General features: G+C 38.1%; 17 protein-coding genes. 11 read left to right on the top strand and 6 right to left on the bottom strand.

Features of this window, described 5'->3' with window-relative positions; all coding sequences use genetic code 11:
• The first annotated feature begins 40 nt into the window (after window positions 1–40).
• The 3 genes from rpoC to ACYU0V_RS16930 all read left to right on the top strand — a co-directional run bounded on the left by rpoC (window position 41) and on the right by ACYU0V_RS16930 (window position 5343).
• On the top strand, window positions 41–4234 hold the full coding sequence (gene rpoC, locus ACYU0V_RS16940; protein ID WP_002114988.1) for a DNA-directed RNA polymerase subunit beta': 4194 nt from the start codon (window positions 41–43) through the stop codon (window positions 4232–4234).
• 180 nt (window positions 4235–4414) lie between these two features.
• Entirely contained in the window at window positions 4415–4780 is a 366-nt protein-coding gene (locus tag ACYU0V_RS16935; RefSeq protein WP_005065793.1) for a hypothetical protein, read from the top strand.
• 206 nt (window positions 4781–4986) lie between these two features.
• Window positions 4987–5343 carry a hypothetical protein gene (locus ACYU0V_RS16930; protein ID WP_002115127.1) on the top strand — a complete coding sequence of 119 codons (357 nt, stop codon included), beginning with the start codon at window positions 4987–4989 and terminating at the stop codon, window positions 5341–5343.
• A 43-nt stretch (window positions 5344–5386) separates the two neighbouring features.
• Here ACYU0V_RS16930 and ACYU0V_RS16925 read toward each other — a convergent pair whose 3' ends face one another.
• Window positions 5387–5872 (bottom strand): DUF4442 domain-containing protein, encoded by a 486-nt coding sequence (locus ACYU0V_RS16925; RefSeq protein ID WP_005079397.1) that lies wholly within the window; start codon window positions 5870–5872, stop codon window positions 5387–5389.
• Window positions 5873–5989: 117 nt separating this feature from the next.
• On the opposite strand from ACYU0V_RS16925, the gene ACYU0V_RS16920 reads away from it, so the two are divergent.
• The 5 genes from ACYU0V_RS16920 to htpG all read left to right on the top strand — a co-directional run bounded on the left by ACYU0V_RS16920 (window position 5990) and on the right by htpG (window position 11875).
• Complete coding sequence (locus ACYU0V_RS16920) at window positions 5990–6868, top strand: alpha/beta fold hydrolase (protein ID WP_174723760.1); 879 nt, start codon at window positions 5990–5992, stop codon at window positions 6866–6868.
• 101 nt (window positions 6869–6969) lie between these two features.
• The gene (locus tag ACYU0V_RS16915) at window positions 6970–8394 is read left to right on the top strand and encodes a Na+/H+ antiporter family protein (RefSeq protein WP_032005724.1); all 1425 of its coding nucleotides are present in this window, start codon (window positions 6970–6972) and stop codon (window positions 8392–8394) included.
• Between the two features lie 329 nt (window positions 8395–8723).
• Window positions 8724–9314, top strand: a complete 591-nt coding sequence (locus ACYU0V_RS16910; RefSeq protein ID WP_461848351.1) for an OmpW/AlkL family protein — start codon at window positions 8724–8726, stop codon at window positions 9312–9314.
• Window positions 9315–9500: 186 nt separating this feature from the next.
• Window positions 9501–9854, top strand: a complete 354-nt coding sequence (locus ACYU0V_RS16905; RefSeq protein WP_001060531.1) for a lysozyme inhibitor LprI family protein — start codon at window positions 9501–9503, stop codon at window positions 9852–9854.
• Between the two features lie 101 nt (window positions 9855–9955).
• The gene (htpG, locus tag ACYU0V_RS16900) at window positions 9956–11875 is read left to right on the top strand and encodes a molecular chaperone HtpG (RefSeq protein ID WP_461848349.1); all 1920 of its coding nucleotides are present in this window, start codon (window positions 9956–9958) and stop codon (window positions 11873–11875) included.
• Between the two features lie 84 nt (window positions 11876–11959).
• Here htpG and ACYU0V_RS16895 read toward each other — a convergent pair whose 3' ends face one another.
• The 3 genes from ACYU0V_RS16895 to ACYU0V_RS16885 all read right to left on the bottom strand — a co-directional run bounded on the left by ACYU0V_RS16895 (window position 11960) and on the right by ACYU0V_RS16885 (window position 15185).
• A complete protein-coding gene (locus ACYU0V_RS16895) occupies window positions 11960–12856 on the bottom strand; it encodes a selenocysteine synthase (RefSeq protein WP_447510932.1) in 897 nt (298 codons plus the stop codon).
• A gap of 125 nt (window positions 12857–12981) precedes the next feature.
• Window positions 12982–14124: a hypothetical protein gene (locus ACYU0V_RS16890; protein ID WP_125511944.1), complete on the bottom strand. Its 1143-nt coding sequence runs from the start codon at window positions 14122–14124 to the stop codon at window positions 12982–12984.
• A 359-nt stretch (window positions 14125–14483) separates the two neighbouring features.
• A complete protein-coding gene (locus tag ACYU0V_RS16885; RefSeq protein ID WP_075383417.1) occupies window positions 14484–15185 on the bottom strand; it encodes a DsbA family oxidoreductase in 702 nt (233 codons plus the stop codon).
• Window positions 15186–15362: 177 nt separating this feature from the next.
• Between ACYU0V_RS16885 and ACYU0V_RS16880 the strand changes: the two genes are divergently transcribed.
• Window positions 15363–16121 carry a hypothetical protein gene (locus ACYU0V_RS16880; RefSeq protein ID WP_461848347.1) on the top strand — a complete coding sequence of 253 codons (759 nt, stop codon included), beginning with the start codon at window positions 15363–15365 and terminating at the stop codon, window positions 16119–16121.
• A gap of 21 nt (window positions 16122–16142) precedes the next feature.
• Here the strand turns inward: ACYU0V_RS16880 and ACYU0V_RS16875 are convergent, their stop codons facing one another.
• The gene (locus tag ACYU0V_RS16875; RefSeq protein ID WP_461848345.1) at window positions 16143–16508 is read right to left on the bottom strand and encodes a MerR family transcriptional regulator; all 366 of its coding nucleotides are present in this window, start codon (window positions 16506–16508) and stop codon (window positions 16143–16145) included.
• A 71-nt stretch (window positions 16509–16579) separates the two neighbouring features.
• On the opposite strand from ACYU0V_RS16875, the gene ACYU0V_RS16870 reads away from it, so the two are divergent.
• A complete protein-coding gene (locus ACYU0V_RS16870) occupies window positions 16580–17224 on the top strand; it encodes an RBBP9/YdeN family alpha/beta hydrolase (protein ID WP_461848343.1) in 645 nt (214 codons plus the stop codon).
• A 68-nt stretch (window positions 17225–17292) separates the two neighbouring features.
• Here the strand turns inward: ACYU0V_RS16870 and ACYU0V_RS16865 are convergent, their stop codons facing one another.
• Window positions 17293–18009 (bottom strand): YidX family protein, encoded by a 717-nt coding sequence (locus tag ACYU0V_RS16865; RefSeq protein ID WP_461848342.1) that lies wholly within the window; start codon window positions 18007–18009, stop codon window positions 17293–17295.
• A gap of 278 nt (window positions 18010–18287) precedes the next feature.
• On the opposite strand from ACYU0V_RS16865, the gene ACYU0V_RS16860 reads away from it, so the two are divergent.
• Window positions 18288–18779, top strand: a complete 492-nt coding sequence (locus ACYU0V_RS16860) for a hypothetical protein (RefSeq protein ID WP_372549326.1) — start codon at window positions 18288–18290, stop codon at window positions 18777–18779.
• Window positions 18780–18816: the final 37 nt, after the last annotated feature.

Below are 18816 nucleotides of genomic sequence, written 5' to 3'. Positions count from 1 at the left end.
AGTCGGGTAAGCGTTGCTTCCCGACACACGGAGAAAAAAATTGAAAGACTTGCTCGATATCATGCGTAAGAAAACGGACTCAGATGGTCATGCACCAATTGAGTTTGACCGTATCCGTATTGGTCTTGCGTCACCAGAAATGATTAAGTCATGGTCTCATGGTGAAGTTAAAAAACCTGAGACAATTAACTACCGTACCTTTAAACCAGAACGTGATGGTTTGTTCTGTGCCAAAATTTTTGGTCCAGTAAAAGATTACGAATGCTTGTGTGGTAAATACAAGCGTATGAAATACAAAGGCGTCATTTGTGAAAAATGTGGCGTTGAAGTAACTACAGCGAAAGTTCGTCGTGAACGTATGGGTCACATTGAACTTGCTTCTCCAGTTGCACATATCTGGTTCTTAAAATCGTTACCGAGTCGTATCGGTTTATTACTTGATATGACACTTCGTGATATCGAACGCGTATTGTATTTTGAATCATACGTTGTAACTGACCCTGGTATGACTCCGTTTGAAAAGTATCAACTTTTAACAGACGAAGAATACTTCAATGCACTTGAAGAACACGGTGATGAATTCACTGCGAAAATGGGTGCAGAAGCGGTTCAGGACTTGTTGAAAGATATCGATCTTGAAGCTGAAATCGCACGTTTACGTGAAGAAATCCCTCAAACAACTTCTGAAACGAAGTTGAAAAAAGCGTCTAAGCGCTTGAAATTGATGGAAGCATTCAAAGATTCAAACAACAAGCCAGAATGGATGGTGATGAATGTACTTCCTGTACTTCCACCTGATTTACGTCCATTAGTTCCACTTGAAGGTGGTCGTTTCGCGACTTCTGACTTGAACGATTTATATCGTCGTGTCATTAACCGTAACAACCGTTTGAAGCGTCTTCTTGACCTTGCTGCTCCAGATATCATCGTACGTAACGAAAAACGTATGTTACAAGAGTCTGTAGATGCATTGCTTGATAACGGTCGTCGTGGTCGTGCGATTACTGGTTCTAACAAACGTCCATTAAAATCTTTGGCAGATATGATCAAAGGTAAACAAGGTCGTTTCCGTCAGAACTTATTAGGTAAGCGTGTTGACTATTCTGGTCGTTCGGTAATTACTGTAGGCCCTACTTTACGTCTTCACCAATGTGGTCTTCCGAAGAAAATGGCACTTGAATTATTCAAGCCATTCATTTTCGCGAAGCTACAAGCTTCAGGTCAGGCGACTACCATTAAAGCTGCGAAGAAAATGGTTGAGCGTGAGACTCCGGAAGTTTGGGACGTTCTTGCTTCTGTAATTCGTCAACATCCAGTCATGTTGAACCGTGCGCCAACACTTCACCGTTTAGGTCTTCAAGCATTTGAACCTATTCTTATTGAAGGTAAGGCAATCCGTCTTCACCCACTCGTTTGTGCTGCGTTTAACGCCGACTTCGATGGTGACCAAATGGCGGTACACGTTCCATTGACACTCGAAGCACAGTTAGAAGCTCGTGCATTGATGATGTCAACAAACAACATCTTGTCACCAGCAAACGGTGAGCCAATCATCGTTCCTTCTCAGGACGTTGTCTTGGGTCTTTACTACATCACACGTGATGCCGTAAATGCTAAAGGTGAAGGCATGGTGTTCGCGGATACTCATGAAGTAAACCGTGCACTTGCTACTGGTCAAGTTGCAATCCATGCGCGTGTTAAAGTACGTGTACACCAAACTGTTATCAATGAAAATGGTGAACGTGAACACCAAACTATTATTGTTGATACAACACCTGGTCGTTGTTTGCTTTGGGAAATTGTTCCACAAGGCTTAAGCTTTGACATGATCAACCTTGAGATGACTAAAAAGAACATCTCTAAATTGATCAACTCTTGCTATCGTAAACTTGGTTTGAAAGATACAGTTATCTTTGCTGACCAATTAATGTACTTGGGCTTCCGTCAAGCGACTCGTTCAGGTGTATCTGTAGGTATGGAAGACATGCTCATTCCACCTACTAAGCACACGATTATTGATAAAGCAGAAACAGAAGTTCGTGAAATCGAACAACAGTTCGAACAAGGTTTCGTAACTGCTGGTGAGCGTTATAACAAAGTTGTCGATATCTGGGCGCGTACAAACGACCAAGTTGCTAAAGCAATGATGGATAACTTGTCTTATACACTTGTTAAAAACAAACAAGGTGAAGACGAGAAACAAAAATCATTCAACAGCATCTATATGATGTCTGACTCTGGTGCCCGTGGTAGTGCGGCACAGATTCGTCAGCTTGCTGGTATGCGTGGTTTGATGGCAAAACCGGATGGCTCGATTATTGAGACTCCGATTAAAGCGAACTTCCGTGAAGGTTTAACAGTACTTCAGTACTTTATTTCAACACACGGTGCTCGTAAAGGTTTGGCCGATACAGCATTGAAAACTGCGAACTCTGGTTACTTGACTCGTCGTCTTGTAGACGTAGCGCAAGACTTGGTAATTACTGAACCTGATTGTGGTACAGCGGGTGGTTTAGTAATGACTCCATTCATTCAGGGTGGTGATGTCATCGAGCCATTACGTGACCGCGTATTAGGTCGTGTAACTGCTGAAGACGTACGTCGTGCATCTGATGATGAAGTTGTATTACCTCGTGGTACGTTAATTGACGAGAAAATCGCAGCTCAGCTTGAAGAGGCTGGTGTCGATGAAGTTAAAGTACGCTCAGTAATCGCATGTGAATCAACATTCGGTGTATGTGCTCGTTGTTATGGTCGTGACCTTGCACGTGGTCACTTGGTGAACCCAGGTGAATCAGTCGGTGTAATGGCTGCACAGTCAATCGGTGAGCCGGGTACACAGTTAACGATGCGTACGTTCCACGTTGGTGGTGCTGCGAGCCGAACTTCTGCTGCGAACAGTGTTCAAGTACGTAATAAAGGTACTGTACGTTTCCATAACGTGAAAACTGTACAACATGCAAAAGGCCACTTGGTTTCAGTTTCACGTTCAGGTGAAATTGGTATTGCCGATGATTTAGGTCGTGAGCGCGAGCGTTATAAACTTCCTTACGGTGCAAGCATCTTGTTGAAAGATGGTGAAGCTGTAGAAGCTGGCGGTATCGTAGCGACTTGGGATCCGCATACACATCCATTGGTAACAGAAGTTGCTGGTAAAGCGCGTTTCAGCCAAATCGCTGATGGCGTAACTGCAACATCGAAAACTGATGATGCAACTGGTATGACTACTGTTGAAATCTTGCCTGTAACAGCTCGTCCTGCTTCTGGTAAAGATTTACGTCCTGCAATCGTGTTGGATACAACAGATGGTGGCGAACAGTTCTACTTCCTGCCACAAAATACAATCGTAACTGTCCGTGATGGCGAAACGATTGGTGTGGGTGACGTTATTGGTCGTGTACCACAAGAAACATCACGTACTCGTGATATTACCGGTGGTCTTCCGCGTGTAGCTGACTTGTTCGAAGCGCGTAAGCCAAAAGAGCATGCAATTCTTGCTGAAGTATCAGGTGTTGTAAGCTTCGGTAAAGAGACTAAGGGTAAAAACCGTTTGGTAATTACTCCTGATGATGGTTCTGAGATTTACGAAGAATTGATTCCAAAATGGCGTCAAATCAACGTATTCGAAGGCGAGCATGTGAACCGTGGTGAGACTATTTCTGATGGTCCACAAAACCCACATGACATCTTGCGTTTGAAAGGTGAAGTTGCATTAACTAACTACATCGTGAACGAAGTTCAAGACGTTTACCGTCTCCAAGGTGTAAAAATCAACGATAAGCACATTGAAGTTATCGTACGTCAAATGTTGCGTAAAGTTGATATCACTGATGGCGGTGATACAAGCTTCATTAAAGGCGAGCAAGTGGATTACATCCGCGTTGTTCAAGAGAACCAAGCTGTCTTGGCTCAGAACAAGTTCCCTGCGAAGTTTGAACGTCAATTGATGGGTATTACGAAAGCATCGCTTTCTACTGACTCGTTCATCTCTGCTGCATCGTTCCAGGAAACAACTCGTGTGTTAACTGAAGCGGCTGTAACAGGTAAAGAAGATGATTTACGTGGCTTGAAAGAAAACGTTGTAGTAGGTCGTTTGATTCCAGCAGGTACTGGTCTTGCGTACCACTTAGAGCGTCGTCGTCAAGAAGCAGAAGCTGCAGAGCATGAGCTTCATAATGACTTCAGCGAAGTAGACCAAGCATTTAGCCAAGCATTAAACTCTGAACAATTCTAAGTTTAGACTGGCACTAAAAAAGGCACCTTAGGGTGCCTTTTTTATATACATTTATTTATAACAATTTTAAATTGTAATTACATAAACATATTAAAGAGTTATTATTTTATTACCTAAGCGGGATAAAGACTCCACAAAAACACATTAGGCTACCTGCTTATGAAGACTGGAGTAAATCTAATGAAAAAAATGATGATGATTGTTAGTGTTGGCCTGATGTCTACAACTTTGTTTGTTGGTTGTCAGAATGCAAGCCCAGAAAGTCAACGTATTGGTTCAGCTGCTATTGGTGGTGGCGCAGGTGGTGCGGTAGGAAAACACGTGGGCGGTAATATCGGCGCAGGTCTAGGAGCGGCACTCGGTGCAGGTGTTGCGGCTAATGCAAAAGGGTCTAGCAGTAAAACCGTACGTAATAGTGCAATTGGTGCTGGTGTTGGCGCTGTATTAGGTGGAGCAATTATTGGTGGTGACGCTGGTGCTGCTACAGGTGGAGCATTGGGTGGTAGTGCCGGTGCAGCCTATGAAGAGAAGAAAGGGAAGTACTAAAAATATCCTTAATAATTGTTAAACTATAGAAGTCTTTATGTGATTAAAGACTTCTTTTTTATAATTAAAATTTGGCTTAATAAATATAAAAGGCAGAGCTTTACAAAATATCAATCGATTAGGACAGACGGATAACACAATCTGATCAAATTCCTCATAAAAGGGGATTATTCTTTTCTCTAGAACAGATCATTGTGAGAACGGTCATGAAAAAAACAATTGGATTAGTTTCTGCTTTAATGTTGTCTACACTTATGTTCACAGGCTGCCAAAATATGAGCCCATCTGACCAACGTATTGGTGCAGCAGCAGCAGGTGGAGCACTTGGTGGTGGTTTAGGTAACCATGTAGGTGGAGGTATTGGTGCAGGCTTAGGCGCAGCGGTAGGTGCAGGCGTAGGCTCTAATACCCAAGGCGGCAGTAAACAGACAACGACTAAGAGTGCGATTGGTGCTGGTATCGGTTCAGTCGTAGGTAAAGCACTGATTGGTGGTGACTCTGGTGCTGCAATTGGCGGTGCGATCGGTGGTGGTGCTGGTGCTGCGATTGAAGAGAAAAGATAAAAAATTAACAAATAAAAAAATAAGCGCTTTTAGCGCTTATTTTTTATTGAGGAAAAGGTTTCGCCTTTTTACGTCTGATATAAAGCGTTTTTTGAACCTCTGCAATTCTTACCCCAGATTCATCAAAAATGTTTAGATGATAAGTTCTTAAAACAGGTTCATAGTTCTCGGCAAGTTCACGAATTTGTTCTATTTCAGCTAAATCAACTCGAATATCTGCATGTACAGTACTGCGCCCTGGGGAAAGAAAATTGATTTCGGCAGCTTTGTCCCAAACAATATATTTTGATCCGAGATGATGCATAAGAATCATCATATAAAATGGGTCAACCATTGAATAAAGGCTTCCACCAAAATGTGTACCGACTAAATTTTGGTTTTTCCAAGTCAGCGGCATCTTTACACGCACATGGCAAAGTTCTAAATTCATGATTTCAATATAAATCCCTGCGCCACGATAAGGGGGATAGTGATTAAATAGAAATTTTGAAATCGTAGGATTGTTCTGAAGTCTTCTTAAAATAGCCATAATAGTCAATTTTTTTTATTGCAACAGTATTCATACTAGATAAGTATCATCTTTTTTATATTGATGGCAATGCTCTATCCGACTAACGACATGATCGATTGAAAAACAAGATAGGAAATGATTATGCAGCCAAAAGTTCATACAGTAACAACAAGTGATCAACAAACGCTTTGTGCTAAAACATGGGGTGACGAAAAAAATACTCCCTTGGTTTTAGTACATGGCTATCCAGACAATCAAGAAGTATGGGAATCAATCATTGAGCATTTGATTAATGACTTCTACATTGTTACTTACGATGTACGTGGAGCTGGTTTGTCATCTATACCAAAACGTATACGTGATTACCGTTTAGAGCGTTTATCTCTAGATCTCCAAGAAGTTGTTGATGAGTTATTGTCAAATCGTCAATTCCATATGGCTGCACATGATTGGGGTTCGATTCAGTCTTGGGAGTCGGTCACTGAGCCTAAGTTCAAAGGTCGTTTATTATCATACACCACCATTTCTGGACCATGTCTTGATCATGCCGCTTTATTTTTACGTGATAAATTTAAATCTTCACCAGCTCAAATCTTAAAAATATTAACAAAATCTTGGTATATCGGGGCATTCCATCTTCCGTTATTAGCACCAACTGTATGGTCTCTTTTTAGCCCAGAAAAATGGGGTAAAGTTCTTACGCAGCTGGAAAGGAAAAGTAATTTACCTTTAAATAATAATATTAATGCTGATGGTAAATATGGCATTAATTTATATCGTGCCAATTTTATTCCCCGCTTAACTGACCCACGTCAACGTTATGCGCAGTGTCCAGTAAAAGCTGTTATTTTAAAATATGATACTTTTGTAAGCCCAGAATACATCACTGAGGCTATGCCAAAGTGGGTTGAAAAATTTGAATATGTAGAGCTTAATGCAAATCACTGGGCCATTCTGAGTGAGCCAGAGAAAATAGCAACTCATATTCGTGAGTTTATTAAAGCTCAAGCGTAACAGTGAAATAACTGCATAAAACTGTTAATTCGGCGATATTTTCGGCTTCATAGATATGAATCTGCTAGAATATCGCCTTTTGTTTTGCTCTGAACTTATTCATGAATGCTGTCGTTATTGCGATTGCAGTGATGTTCTTATTATCACTGGCGCGCGTTTCTGTCGTACTGACTTTAGTGGTTTCTGCCATTGTGGGTGGCCTCGTAGCAGGTTTAAGCCTTTCTCAAACCGTTGAAGCTTTTAACGCTGGTCTTGGCGATGGTGCTGAAGTTGCACTTGCCTATGCAGTGTTAGGGGCATTTGCTCTGGCTCTATCAAAATCTGGTTTACCTGATTTACTTGCCCATAAGCTGATTGGTTTATTGGGAATGGAAGCCGGGAAAAGCCGTCAGACTAAAGTGAAGTATCTCCTCTTAGGTATTTTATTAATTTCTGCTATTTTCTCTCAAAACCTTATTCCAGTTCATATTGCCTTTATTCCTGTACTGGTTCCGCCACTACTACGGGTAATGAACCATTTAAAATTAGACCGCCGCGCCGCAGCCTGTGTACTTACGCTAGGTTTGGTTGGTACTTATATTTTTCTTCCGGTTGGATTTGGTGCAATTTTCCTTGAACAGATTCTGATGGGAAATATCAACAAAATTGGGGCAGCGTACGGCTTACATGTTGATCGGGCAATGATGCCAATTGGCATGGCCATTCCTGTTTTAGGTATGGTGTTAGGCACCTTGGTTGCTGTATTTATTAGCTACCGTAAACCAAGAATTTATGCTGATCGTGCGATTACACCTGTGACCACGATTGATCTAGATAAACCTCTTCGCGCAACAACCCAGGATGAAACAGCTGACTTAAAAGCAGATGCTGAAGAGTTAAAGCATGAAGCAGAGCAAGCACCAGTTATTGCAAAGAAAACGATCTTGATGGCATTGCTCGCAATTGGCTTGACGCTTGCTGCACAGCTATATTCAGGTTCGATGATTTTGGGTGGTTTAGTCGGTTTTGCTGTTCTATCTACCGCCGGAATTTTTAAATGGCAAGATGCAGATGATGTCTTTGTACAAGGCATGCGAATGATGGCTTTAGTGGGCTTCATCATGATTTCTGCTGCCGGTTTCGCCTCAGTAATGACTCATACTGGTGATATTAATCAGCTAGTAAATGGTGTAGTTGAGATTATTGGAGATAACCGCGCGCTTGCAGCATTCTTAATGCTTTGTATTGGCTTATTTGTGACAATTGGTATTGGTTCATCTTTCTCAAGTGTTCCTGTATTAGCTGTTATTTATGTGCCTTTATGTGTGCAGTTTGGTTTCTCACCATTAGCAACGATTGCACTTATTGGTACAGCAGCAGCATTAGGTGATGCTGGATCGCCAGCTTCTGACTCAACCTTAGGGCCAACAGCTGGTTTAGGTGTAGATGGGCAACACGATCATATTTGGGATACAGTCGTACCTACCTTTATTCACTTTAATATTCCGCTATTAATTTTTGGCTGGATCGCTGCAATGGTTTTATAAAGTTTTTATAAAATATTAAAGTGTAAACCTTCTTAATCATGATCTTTAGATTTAAATTAAGAAGGTTTTTTATTATCTAAATAAAACATGTATTTAAAATAAATTATATTGAAATGCTCGGAATTTGAAAGTATATTAAAATAGTTGGTAATATAAAATAATCTTGATTAATGAGGTTGGAATAAAAACCTATTAAAATAGTTGGATAATATATAATTTTATTTAAAACAGTAGTTTAAAAATAAACTATAAAATAATTTTATAATGAGTATTGCATGGTTTTAAAATAAATGTTTATTATAAATATAAATAAGGTTGGAGATATTAAAGTGTTCAAAAAAGCTTTGGTTATTGCATTAATGGGGATGTCTTCTTTTACTTTTGCTGGTAACTGGCAAGTGAAATTTGGTGGTAGTGTTATTGCTCCATCTGAAGATACAACAACACCTTTAGGCGTGGTAAAAGCAGATCATGAATATACATTCACACCATCGGTAGAATACTTTTTTGGTCAGTCTCCATTTTCGGCAGAATTATTATTAGCAACACCTATTAATCATGACGTACTTGTGAATGGTGAAAGTAAAGCGCGTATTAAACAATTACCACCAACAATTACTGCAAAATATCATTTTAAAAACTCTACACGTTTCACACCGTATATTGGTGTTGGTGCTACAGCATTTATTCCTTGGGATGAAGAAGGGGCAGCAGTTAAAGTTAAAGAAGATTTTGGTTTTGCAGGTCAAGTTGGTTTTAATTTCCAACCTGCTGATGCTAAAAACTGGGGTGTATTTGTAGATGTACGTTATGCTGATATTAGTCCTGAAGTAACAATTGATCCATCAATTGCTAACTACAAGTTTGATTTAGATATTAATCCTTTTGTTTATACTTTGGGTTATAGCTATAAATTTTAAGCATAATAATAAATAGAAAAATATAATAATAAACCTAGACTCAGGCACCTCACATATATTTATGTGAGGTTTTTTTATGGATTTTATTTGCACTAAAAAAAGCATAAAACAGACAGTTTTACACATATTTTCTGCAAGTTTTTTTCTAAACTAATTTCTATTCATTACAAGCATGGGAATAAAAACATGAATAACAAATTAGCGATTTGTTTAGCACTTTTGAGTGGTATTGCTTTTACTCAAAATTTACAAGCTGCAAGTTTTTCGTGCGATGCTGCAAAAACGAAAACGGAAAAAAGTATTTGTAAAAACCGTTCTTTAAATGATGCAGATGTAAAAATGGCAACGACGTATCAAATCGTTTTGCATGCTTTACCTATGGGTGGGCGAGATAACCAGAAAGATACTCAGCAGCAATGGCTGAAAAAAAGAAATGCTTGTGCTGCCAATGTCAGTTGTATTAGCAAAGCTTACCAACAACGTCAAAAGCAGTTAGATACGATATTGCAAGATAGGGTGTTAAGCCACGGCCCATTTTAATTAGAGTAAAAATTTTTGATATTCAGGATTGAAAAATTCTAGAAGTACTCCATTCATAAAGCATTCGAGAACAAACAGCTTCAAAATTTAAGGAGTGATTTATGAGTGAACAAGCATCACAAAATTATAGTTTCCAAGCAGAAGTTGCCCAGCTTTTACATTTAGTGACGCATTCTCTCTATTCTAACCCTGAGATTTTCTTACGTGAGCTTATCTCTAATGCATCAGATGCATGTGATAAGTTACGTTTTGAAGGAATTAATCATCCTGAATATTATGAAAATGATCCAGACTTACATGTACGAATCAGTTTAAATAAAGAAGATAAAACGTTAACGATTTCTGATAACGGTATTGGTTTAAGCCAGCAAGAAGCAATTGATAACTTAGGTACAATTGCTAAGTCAGGCACTAAAGATTTCATGTCAAAATTGACGGGTGATCAAAAAGCAGATGCTCAGTTGATTGGTCAATTTGGTGTTGGTTTTTATTCAGGTTTTATTGTTGCCGACAAAATTACGGTTGAATCACGCCGTGCAGGCTTAGATGCATCTGAAGGGGTGCGCTGGATTAGTGGTGGTACAGGCGAGTTTGAAGTTCAGCAAATTGATAAGGCATCACGTGGTACCGACATTATTCTTCACTTACGTGATGATGCGCTTGATTATTTAGAATCTTATAAAGTTAAGCAGATTGTTAATAAATATTCTGACCACATTAGCTTGCCAATTGAAATGCAAAAAGAAGTTTGGCAGGAAGAAGAAGTTGCTGAAGGTGAAGAACCTAAAGGCGGCCAAATGGTCAAAACTGACGAGTGGGAAGCGATCAACTCGGCAAGTGCTTTATGGACACGTAATAAAAGCGAAGTAACTGAAGAGCAATATATTGAGTTCTATAAAAACTTAACTCATGACTTTGAAGCACCGCTCGCATGGGCACATAACCGTGTTGAAGGTAGTACGGAATATACCCAATTACTCTATATTCCAAGTAAAGCTCCACATGACATTTTTACTCGTGAAGCAAAAGCGGGAATTAAACTATATGTAAAACGCGTCTTTATTATGGACGATGCGGATAATTTAATTCCGAACTATTTACGCTTTGTTCAAGGTGTAGTGGACAGTGCTGATTTGCCGCTTAATGTTAGCCGTGAGTTGTTGCAAGAAAGCCGTGATGTCAAAACGATTCGTGAAGGTAATGCACGCCGTGTATTAACTGTACTTGATGGTTTGGCTAAATCGGAAGATGAAAAAGACCAAGAAAAATTTAAGACTTTCTACAGTGAATTTGGTTCAGTACTTAAAGAAGGCTTGGGCGAAGACTTTGGTAACCGTGAACGTATTTTAAAATTATTACGTTATGCGACTTCAACAAATGATGAAGTAACAACTTCTTTTGCTGACTATAAGGCACGTATGAAAGAGGGGCAAAAAGCCATCTATTATGTGACTGCTGACAGTCTAGCAGCAGCGAAAAACTCGCCACAGCTTGAGTTGTTTAATAAAAAAGGTATTGAAGTATTATTAATGGCAGAGCGTGTTGATGAATGGGCAATGAATTTTGTCCAAGAGTTTGACGGTACGCCATTAAAGAATGTATCTAAAGGCGCGGTTGATTTAGGTGATTTGCAAGATGCCGAAGAGAAAAAGGCACTTGAGCAAGCGGCTGAACAGTTTAAGCCTGTGGTTGAGAAATTAAGTGATTCGTTGAAGTCTAAAACTAAAGAAGTACGTGTAACAACTCGTTTGGTAGATTCTCCTGCATGTTTAGTAACAAGTGAGGGTGAGTTGTCTCCGCAACTTATTCGTATGCTTAAACAAGCGGGGCAAGCTGTACCTGAAATTAAGCCAATTTTAGAAATTAACCCTGAGCATCCTTTGGTGAAAAAACTTGAAGGTTCAGAACAGTTTGATGATTTGGCAAACGTGATTTTTGATCAGGCTGTGATTGCAGAAGGTGGTTTACCAGAAGACCCAGCAGCTTATGTGAAGCGTATTAATAGCTTATTGTTGAAATAATTTTTTGATATAAAAAAGCCTCTGAACTGTCAGGGGCTTTTTTGTGGATAAAGAAAGAGTTATCCACAACTTGATGATTTTTGGTTAAAAATTAACTTCAAGATTCATTTGCACACTAAGTTGATGCTTAGGATCATCATCAATATGATTAAAAAAATTAAGATCATTTTGCATAAAAATCCAATCTCGCCATATAGGCTGACGCCATGAAATATAAGGACCCCAGCTATTTAGTCGCATATCATTTTTGGTATATACACCACCGCTATAAATACCGTAAGTCAGACTATTATCTTTTACAAACTCAAATTGTTGAAAAGTCCAATTGCCCCAGTTGTAATCTTCATTTTCGCTCTTGTTCAAATTAAATTTATTAGAAAATAATGTGTTATCTTGCATTTTTTGCGTTAGGTTTAGCGTGGTTTCAGTGTAGTTTCGGCTAGTAGAGCCATAGCGAAATATCTGCTCTGTATCAAAGCTAATGTTATGTCTCAAATTCCATTTCTTTTTTGCCAGAAACTGGACATACACATCACTCTCAGAGTTAGATCCTAAATCAAGGTCATTTTCAAAAGGCATCCATGTTGAAATGGTGGCCCAGCTTGCACTCAGTGGATTAGTAGCCGAAACCTGTGCCGATGAGGTCGTCTTCTTTTTCTTACCAAAGGCTTTATAAGTTTGTTCAGGCTGAGTCGCACGTTTCCATAACGTATCATTTCCAAATACAGCCATAAGTTCTTGAATTAAACCAGCATCAGATAAAGCATTGTGTGCTTCTACTTCACAAGGTGAGTGTGAAAGTGATTGTCTTTTTACTTTAGCGAAGCTTGTAGAAGAATAGGGGTAACGCCGTGACCGTTGGTGTTTTAAAGAGTTATAAAAAAATTGAGTATGTGGAAGTAAAGCTAATAGACCTAAACTATAAATACAAATGAAGACTGTCGATTTATTTTGAAATGGAGAAGAAGAAAATTGATTCATTTTTAAAGATAAGGAATCAAAAATAAAATTAGAACAAAACTTTAAAAGGCTAATCTTAAAATTTTATTTAAAAATATTTTATTCTTCACCACCTTGGATAAGGTTCCAAGGTGATGCTATTTAGCTTAAAAGAGTGCTTCTAAGCGTAAGAAGGTACTAACAAAATGATTACGATCTTCACGGTGGTCATTAAAGTAATTTACATCGCCTTGTACAAAGAACCATTCCCGTAAAACGGGTTGGCGCCATGAAACAAACGGTCCCCAACTGTTTAAACGTAAGTCATTGTCGTTGTAATAACCACTTGTATAAATACCATAGTTAAAACGATTGTTTGCAAAGAAACTGTGCTCACGGAAAGTTCGGTTTTCCCAAGCTAGATCATCGTCTTGATCATCAGCATAGGTCAGGCTGAACTGATTCGATAAAAACGGTTGATTTGGCCTAGCATGTGTAAGTTCAAGATTGGTACGCAGATAGTTTTCGCTATCTATGCCGTAACGATAAATTTGCTCTGCATAAAACTTAAAATCATTACGAAGTTGCCAGTCTCTTGATGCTTTTAAACGAACATAAATATCGTCTCCAGAACGAATACCTAAGTCAGCATCTGTTTCAAAAGGTAACTTTTTCGAGAAATTTGACCAACGTAAAGCGATTGAGCTGTTGTCATCTCGAGTTCGTTTACCATCTAACTTTTTATTTGGATCTTGATTGGGATTCTGATTGACATTGGCTGGGCTATTATTAAATTCGTCATCTAAAGAGTCATCACCAAATACCACGCTAATGCGTTTCTCTAGAGTAGGTAATTTAATCTTACCGCGAATTCTGGGTTTGATTTCATAGTTATCGTATTCATTCCAATAGTTATCGACCATAACACGAATGGTTGCGGTAGCTGGCTTTTGTGGATCGACTTCACCAAACCAATTATCAATTTTTTCAGAAGTACGATCGGCCCAATTACGAATTTTCTTTTGCTTACGGTCAACCCAGGTTTGATCTTCTGTTTGTTCGGTAGGTGGAACAATAGGCTCATTAGACTGCTCTGGAAAAATGGTTGGAGTCGCGTCCACCCAGCGCGGAATTTGATCTAACAGATTTTCATCTGAGTTAACTTCGGTTTGTACTCCAGATGATGTACTTCCTACTTGTTGGTTTGTAGAAGAAGAGGCAGTCTCTGCATGAGCGATGCATACTGAACCAAATCCAATCGTTAAAAGTGCAAAAAGCTGCCGGTATGGCATTACATGAAATGTTTTCATATCTATCTTTATGTTTTGTTGTTGTTTCCACTTTTGTTGATTTTTCTAATAAAATCAAGAGGGAGACACAAAAGTTAAGTAAATTTAACTTTTTTTACATATTTGAAATAAATGAAAAAGTTTAAGCTAGTAGCGGTTATTTTTGGCCAAAAAAAAACCCCCAGTGAAGGGGGATGATAGATCAAGGAAATTTTAAATTCCGATCATTAAACACATAAAAAACAGAACATTACAGCGCGAATATTCTAAGCGGCAATAATAAACTGATTTTTAGCAATTAGATAGTTCTTTTTTTAGAACGCTCTATTGCTAAAATGGTGATAAAACATACGATTTGATCACATTTTAATTGTGTTGATCTATTTCTGTGGAATATCACATGATTCATCAGTACAAACAGCTGCATCATCTTGCTCGACTTCTTCAGTATTTGCTTTGATTTGCGCTTTTTCTAAAACTTGTAAAAAGACTTCACGAGGTTGAGCACCAGCAAGCGCGATTCTTTGGTCGAATACAAAAAATGGCACGCCAGTTACATTGAGCTGCTCTTGGGCAATTTTTTCATCATGGCGGACAAAGTCAGATAGTTCGTTGGTATCTAATACATATTCAACTTCAGCATTATCTAAACCAATACGAGATGCAATTTCTTCTACGACTTCACGTTCGCCAATTGCGAGACCTTCGGTCATATAAGCATGGAAAAAGGCTTCTTTAGCTTCATTACCTAAACCTTTGCTTTGTGCAAGGTGAATAATACGGTGTGCATTAAAACTATTGCCAGAGTTGGCTTTTTGCCATTGAAAATCAATACCTTCAGAGGCAGCCATGGCCGCAATATTGCGCTCCATTTCTTCCATCTCTTCATAGGTACGGCCATATTTTTTAGCTAAACGCTCAGTATTTGAAGTGTCATGTTTTGCTGGCGCATCAGGATCTAATTCAAAACTATGCCAGTGAATTTCAAGATCAATACCTGCTTCCGCAGCGACATGTTCAAGGCGTTTTTTGCCGATATAACAGAAAGGGCAAACTACATCAGACCAGACATCAACACGCATGGGAGAATCTCATAAATTTTAATTACCCATCATAATAGGGATGATGCACAAGGATTTAAAGCTTTGAGTAGCGAATACAGTGTTGCGTATTGTGAAATAAATGGCATATAAAGAAGAATAAGCTCTATTTTATAACTATAAAGAGCAAAACTATAAGAATGGAAATAGGAGGTGTGTATGCGCCGAGTTTTGATTGCGATTGCAAGTCTGGTTGTTATCACAAGTATTATTTTTTTCACCTATCAACATATCAAACAGCAGCAGGCCAAAGACAGTAGTCAAATGTTTGATGTGGTCATGACTGAAAAAATGAACCAGCTTTATGACCAAGCACAAGACTGGTCTAAGCCCGTCCAGCTCGATATTCATGATAAGCGTTTGGCAGGACACTATAAGCAAATTTCAGAATTCCTTTTAAGTTATTGGATTCAAAATATAAATGCACGAAACGCATACTTGAGAGAACTTAAAGCAGCCAAATGGGATACTTTCTTAAATGTGGACCGTTTAGATATTGATAAAAAACAAAAATTTGCAGAAACCGAAAAGATGCTAGCTGATGTCCGTAAAGCGTCAGATCTGTATCAGACTGAATATGAAAAGATTCATAAAACTTTCTTAGCAAAGGTTCAAGAACTATCGGTTGATGCAGAGATGAGGCAACTTCTTGAAATGAAATTGGGAACTCAGCAAAAAGCAGATCAAGATCATGCAATTTTTATGATTGAGCTACAAATTTTAGATAAAGCAGAAGAAATGTTTAAGCTTCTAAAAAATTATGAATGGCAAAAGAAAGATCAGATGATTCTTTTTCATGAAAATGCTCAGGTCAAAAAGTTTAATGGGCTTTATCAAGATGTTCTAAAGCTAAATGCAAAAATTGAAAAAATTAAGAAAAAGAATGTGGCTGCGCTCGAAGGAGATTTAAAAGAATAAGCGAAGTATGAGCATCAAATATTATGATTTGGTGCTCTCGACTTTTCCTTTGGTTAAAAAAGATTGTAATAAACTTTGAGAAGTTTGTAGTTTGTTTAACTGCTCAGACACATGCATGAGTTCAGTTTGCAGTTTTTCTTGAACCACTGAGCACAACGTAAATACGCGTTCATCTAAATCAAAACAAGGCAGCAAAACCTGAATATCTTTTAGGTGCATGCCTGCATCATTTAATATTTTGATTTTCTTAATATTTTCAATATCTTTTTGCGTATAACTTCGATAGTTATTACTCGCTCGAAGAGGCTGTATAAGCCCTAAGCTCTCGTAATAACGCAGCATACAAGGGCTTACTTTTGTGAGCTCGGCAACTTTAGCTAAGTTCATAAAATGGGGTTGACCTTAACAGTGGTGTCATAGTTTAGCATGTTTTTATCTTTCAAAATGGTACTTGTTCAATGATCAGAAAACTCATTTTATTGGTGTTATTCGGATTAATGTCATTTGTTGCAAATGCCAAAACACTTGAACTTCAGGAGAAGAACATGCGTCAAATATTTGTGCTTCATGGTTACTCTGCTTCTATAGATGATCACTGGTTTTTAGATTTAAAACATCAAATAGAAGATGAACATACAACTGTTACCTTAATTCCATTTCTAGATTCTGAGCATCCTGATGTAGATGCATGGCAAAAGGTTTTAGACCAACAGATCCCTAAGGTGGATGAGAATACCTATTTTGTTGCGCACAGTTTAGGAGTGATTACGTTACTGCACTTTTTGCAAAGACATGATTATCAACATATTGGAGGAATGATTTTAGTATCCGGATTCTCTGGTTTAATTTCAGATTCTTCTGTTCTTAATAGTTATATAACCAAGAGTAAAGTCGACACGGATTACTTTAAGGGCATAAAGAAAAAGCTAGTGTATTTATCGGATAATGATGATTTGGTTCCCCCAAAACTGACGATTGAATTGGCGAAAGAAATTGATGCGCCGTACATTAGTGTTCCTAATGGCGGGCATTTTTTAGGTAGAGAAGGTTATACGAAATTTCCGCAATTAGTTGATTCTTTAAAAGAGATGTTAAATGATTAATAAAAATCCCCGTAGTAAGCGGGGATTTTTTATCTTTACTGAAAGTTTGTAATTTTTTTCGTAGCCTATTAGGGCTGGTAAATGATACCCATGACTTTCGCAGGTAAAGCGATAATATCGAAAGTTAAGGTAAACGGAAGCAGTGGTAAACTTGCTAGCTTCTCTTTAGTTGATAAGGGCACTTTTCCACTTTTATCGTGAAGATATTGGATTTTGATGTGATACGGCTTAGATAAAGGGGTTATTGTTTTAAGATTTTTTACAGGAGGATAAACAGTTCCTTTAATATTTAAATCAAATTTATGTGGTTCTGATGTCTTTGCACAGCCACATGGAACTACACCATATTGTTTAAATAAAGCTGATTCTTTCTCGTTCAATTTCCCATTAGGTGGGGTGTAAGAAAATCTAATATGCCCGTAAAAATGATTACTATCCGGAACTGGAGCATTAAAATCTAGCTCATTACTTATTTGGATATATTGTGGATTTAATTGATTAATTAATTGAATGAAATCGTTACCGCCTTTACTAATGACATAACTATATTTTTTCCCTGCGATGACAACACTGTCCTCTGGTTCATTAGGGAGAGATACTGATGGTTTACCAAATGCAATTACATCATCTTCAATTAAAGTGATCCATTCATGGCCTGAGTCATATTTTGTAAATAGCTCTCGCGTGTTTTCACCAATAATTCGGTTACTCGCACAACCAGTGAGAAAGAAACTGACGAGTAGGCAGCTCATAAGAATATTCTGATTTAATACTTTAAAGTTCATTATTTCTGTTGAATTCAATGGATTTATAAAAGTCTGACTATAAACAAAAGATCTTAATATTTAAATCTAGTAGTATGATCTGACTTAGTTATACTCAGACTAATTTCTAAAATATTTTAGAAAGTCCCTTACTATTACATTAAAAATTTTAATTATATTTACCGTTTATCTGAGCCTTACTGAATCAAATTCGACTTTGTTGTAGCCTATTTATAGATACTTTTAATTTAATCATCATCTTTTAATTGAAATAGGGTGACTGATTTTTGGAGCAAGTTATGAGCTTTTTAAAACAATCAGCTTTAATCGCTGCATTTGCTTTTATGGGTTTACCGACTGTTCAAGCAGAAGAAGTGGCTACTTTACCAACAATTCGCGTTATGGCTGAATCTGAGTTACGTGAAGAGGTGGGATTTGTACCCTTCCAAGAAGATAAAAAAGTGCGTCAGGCGCTGCAACATCGTGAGTATAAAACGCATTACGATATACAAAATGCTTTAGTCCCTGAAGGTATGACGACAGTAGATTATCAGCCAGTCATGGCACAACCTGATTTGTCTCAACTTTCTCCATTCTTACAACAATACATTTTAGCGGTAGCGGGTGGAATACAGTCTTCTGATCCAACCAACGGCATTTTTGAAATGTTAAGACCTTTGAATATTAATCGAAGTAATGTCGATGCTTATCGTGAGGGTACGATGAAAGTTAACCTTAGTGACCTCATAAAATTACAACAGCAAATTCAGGATGGTTTAAAAGGACGTTAAAATAAAAATCCCCGCATTGAGCGGGGATTTTTTTATC

It is taken from the genome of Acinetobacter sp. X9 (genome assembly GCF_054889255.1).
The sequence above is the reverse complement of the archived record's forward strand: the minus strand, read 5'-3'. Positions and strand labels throughout refer to the sequence as shown.

Bases quoted from the DNA above. Each gene is read 5' to 3' on its own strand.
- ACYU0V_RS16935 (WP_005065793.1), top strand. From the start codon at position 4,415: ATGAAAAAAATGATGATGATTGTTAGTGTTGGCCTGATGTCTACAACT.
- ACYU0V_RS16930 (WP_002115127.1), top strand. From the start codon at position 4,987: ATGAAAAAAACAATTGGATTAGTTTCTGCTTTAATGTTGTCTACACTT.
- ACYU0V_RS16925 (WP_005079397.1), bottom strand. From the start codon at position 5,872: ATGGCTATTTTAAGAAGACTTCAGAACAATCCTACGATTTCAAAATTT.
- ACYU0V_RS16920 (WP_174723760.1), top strand. From the start codon at position 5,990: ATGATTATGCAGCCAAAAGTTCATACAGTAACAACAAGTGATCAACAA.
- ACYU0V_RS16915 (WP_032005724.1), top strand. From the start codon at position 6,970: ATGAATGCTGTCGTTATTGCGATTGCAGTGATGTTCTTATTATCACTG.
- ACYU0V_RS16905 (WP_001060531.1), top strand. From the start codon at position 9,501: ATGAATAACAAATTAGCGATTTGTTTAGCACTTTTGAGTGGTATTGCT.
- htpG (WP_461848349.1), top strand. From the start codon at position 9,956: ATGAGTGAACAAGCATCACAAAATTATAGTTTCCAAGCAGAAGTTGCC.
- ACYU0V_RS16895 (WP_447510932.1), bottom strand. From the start codon at position 12,856: ATGAATCAATTTTCTTCTTCTCCATTTCAAAATAAATCGACAGTCTTC.
- ACYU0V_RS16890 (WP_125511944.1), bottom strand. From the start codon at position 14,124: ATGAAAACATTTCATGTAATGCCATACCGGCAGCTTTTTGCACTTTTA.
- ACYU0V_RS16885 (WP_075383417.1), bottom strand. From the start codon at position 15,185: ATGCGTGTTGATGTCTGGTCTGATGTAGTTTGCCCTTTCTGTTATATC.
- ACYU0V_RS16880 (WP_461848347.1), top strand. From the start codon at position 15,363: ATGCGCCGAGTTTTGATTGCGATTGCAAGTCTGGTTGTTATCACAAGT.
- ACYU0V_RS16875 (WP_461848345.1), bottom strand. From the start codon at position 16,508: ATGAACTTAGCTAAAGTTGCCGAGCTCACAAAAGTAAGCCCTTGTATG.
- ACYU0V_RS16870 (WP_461848343.1), top strand. From the start codon at position 16,580: ATGATCAGAAAACTCATTTTATTGGTGTTATTCGGATTAATGTCATTT.
- ACYU0V_RS16865 (WP_461848342.1), bottom strand. From the start codon at position 18,009: ATGAACTTTAAAGTATTAAATCAGAATATTCTTATGAGCTGCCTACTC.
- ACYU0V_RS16860 (WP_372549326.1), top strand. From the start codon at position 18,288: ATGAGCTTTTTAAAACAATCAGCTTTAATCGCTGCATTTGCTTTTATG.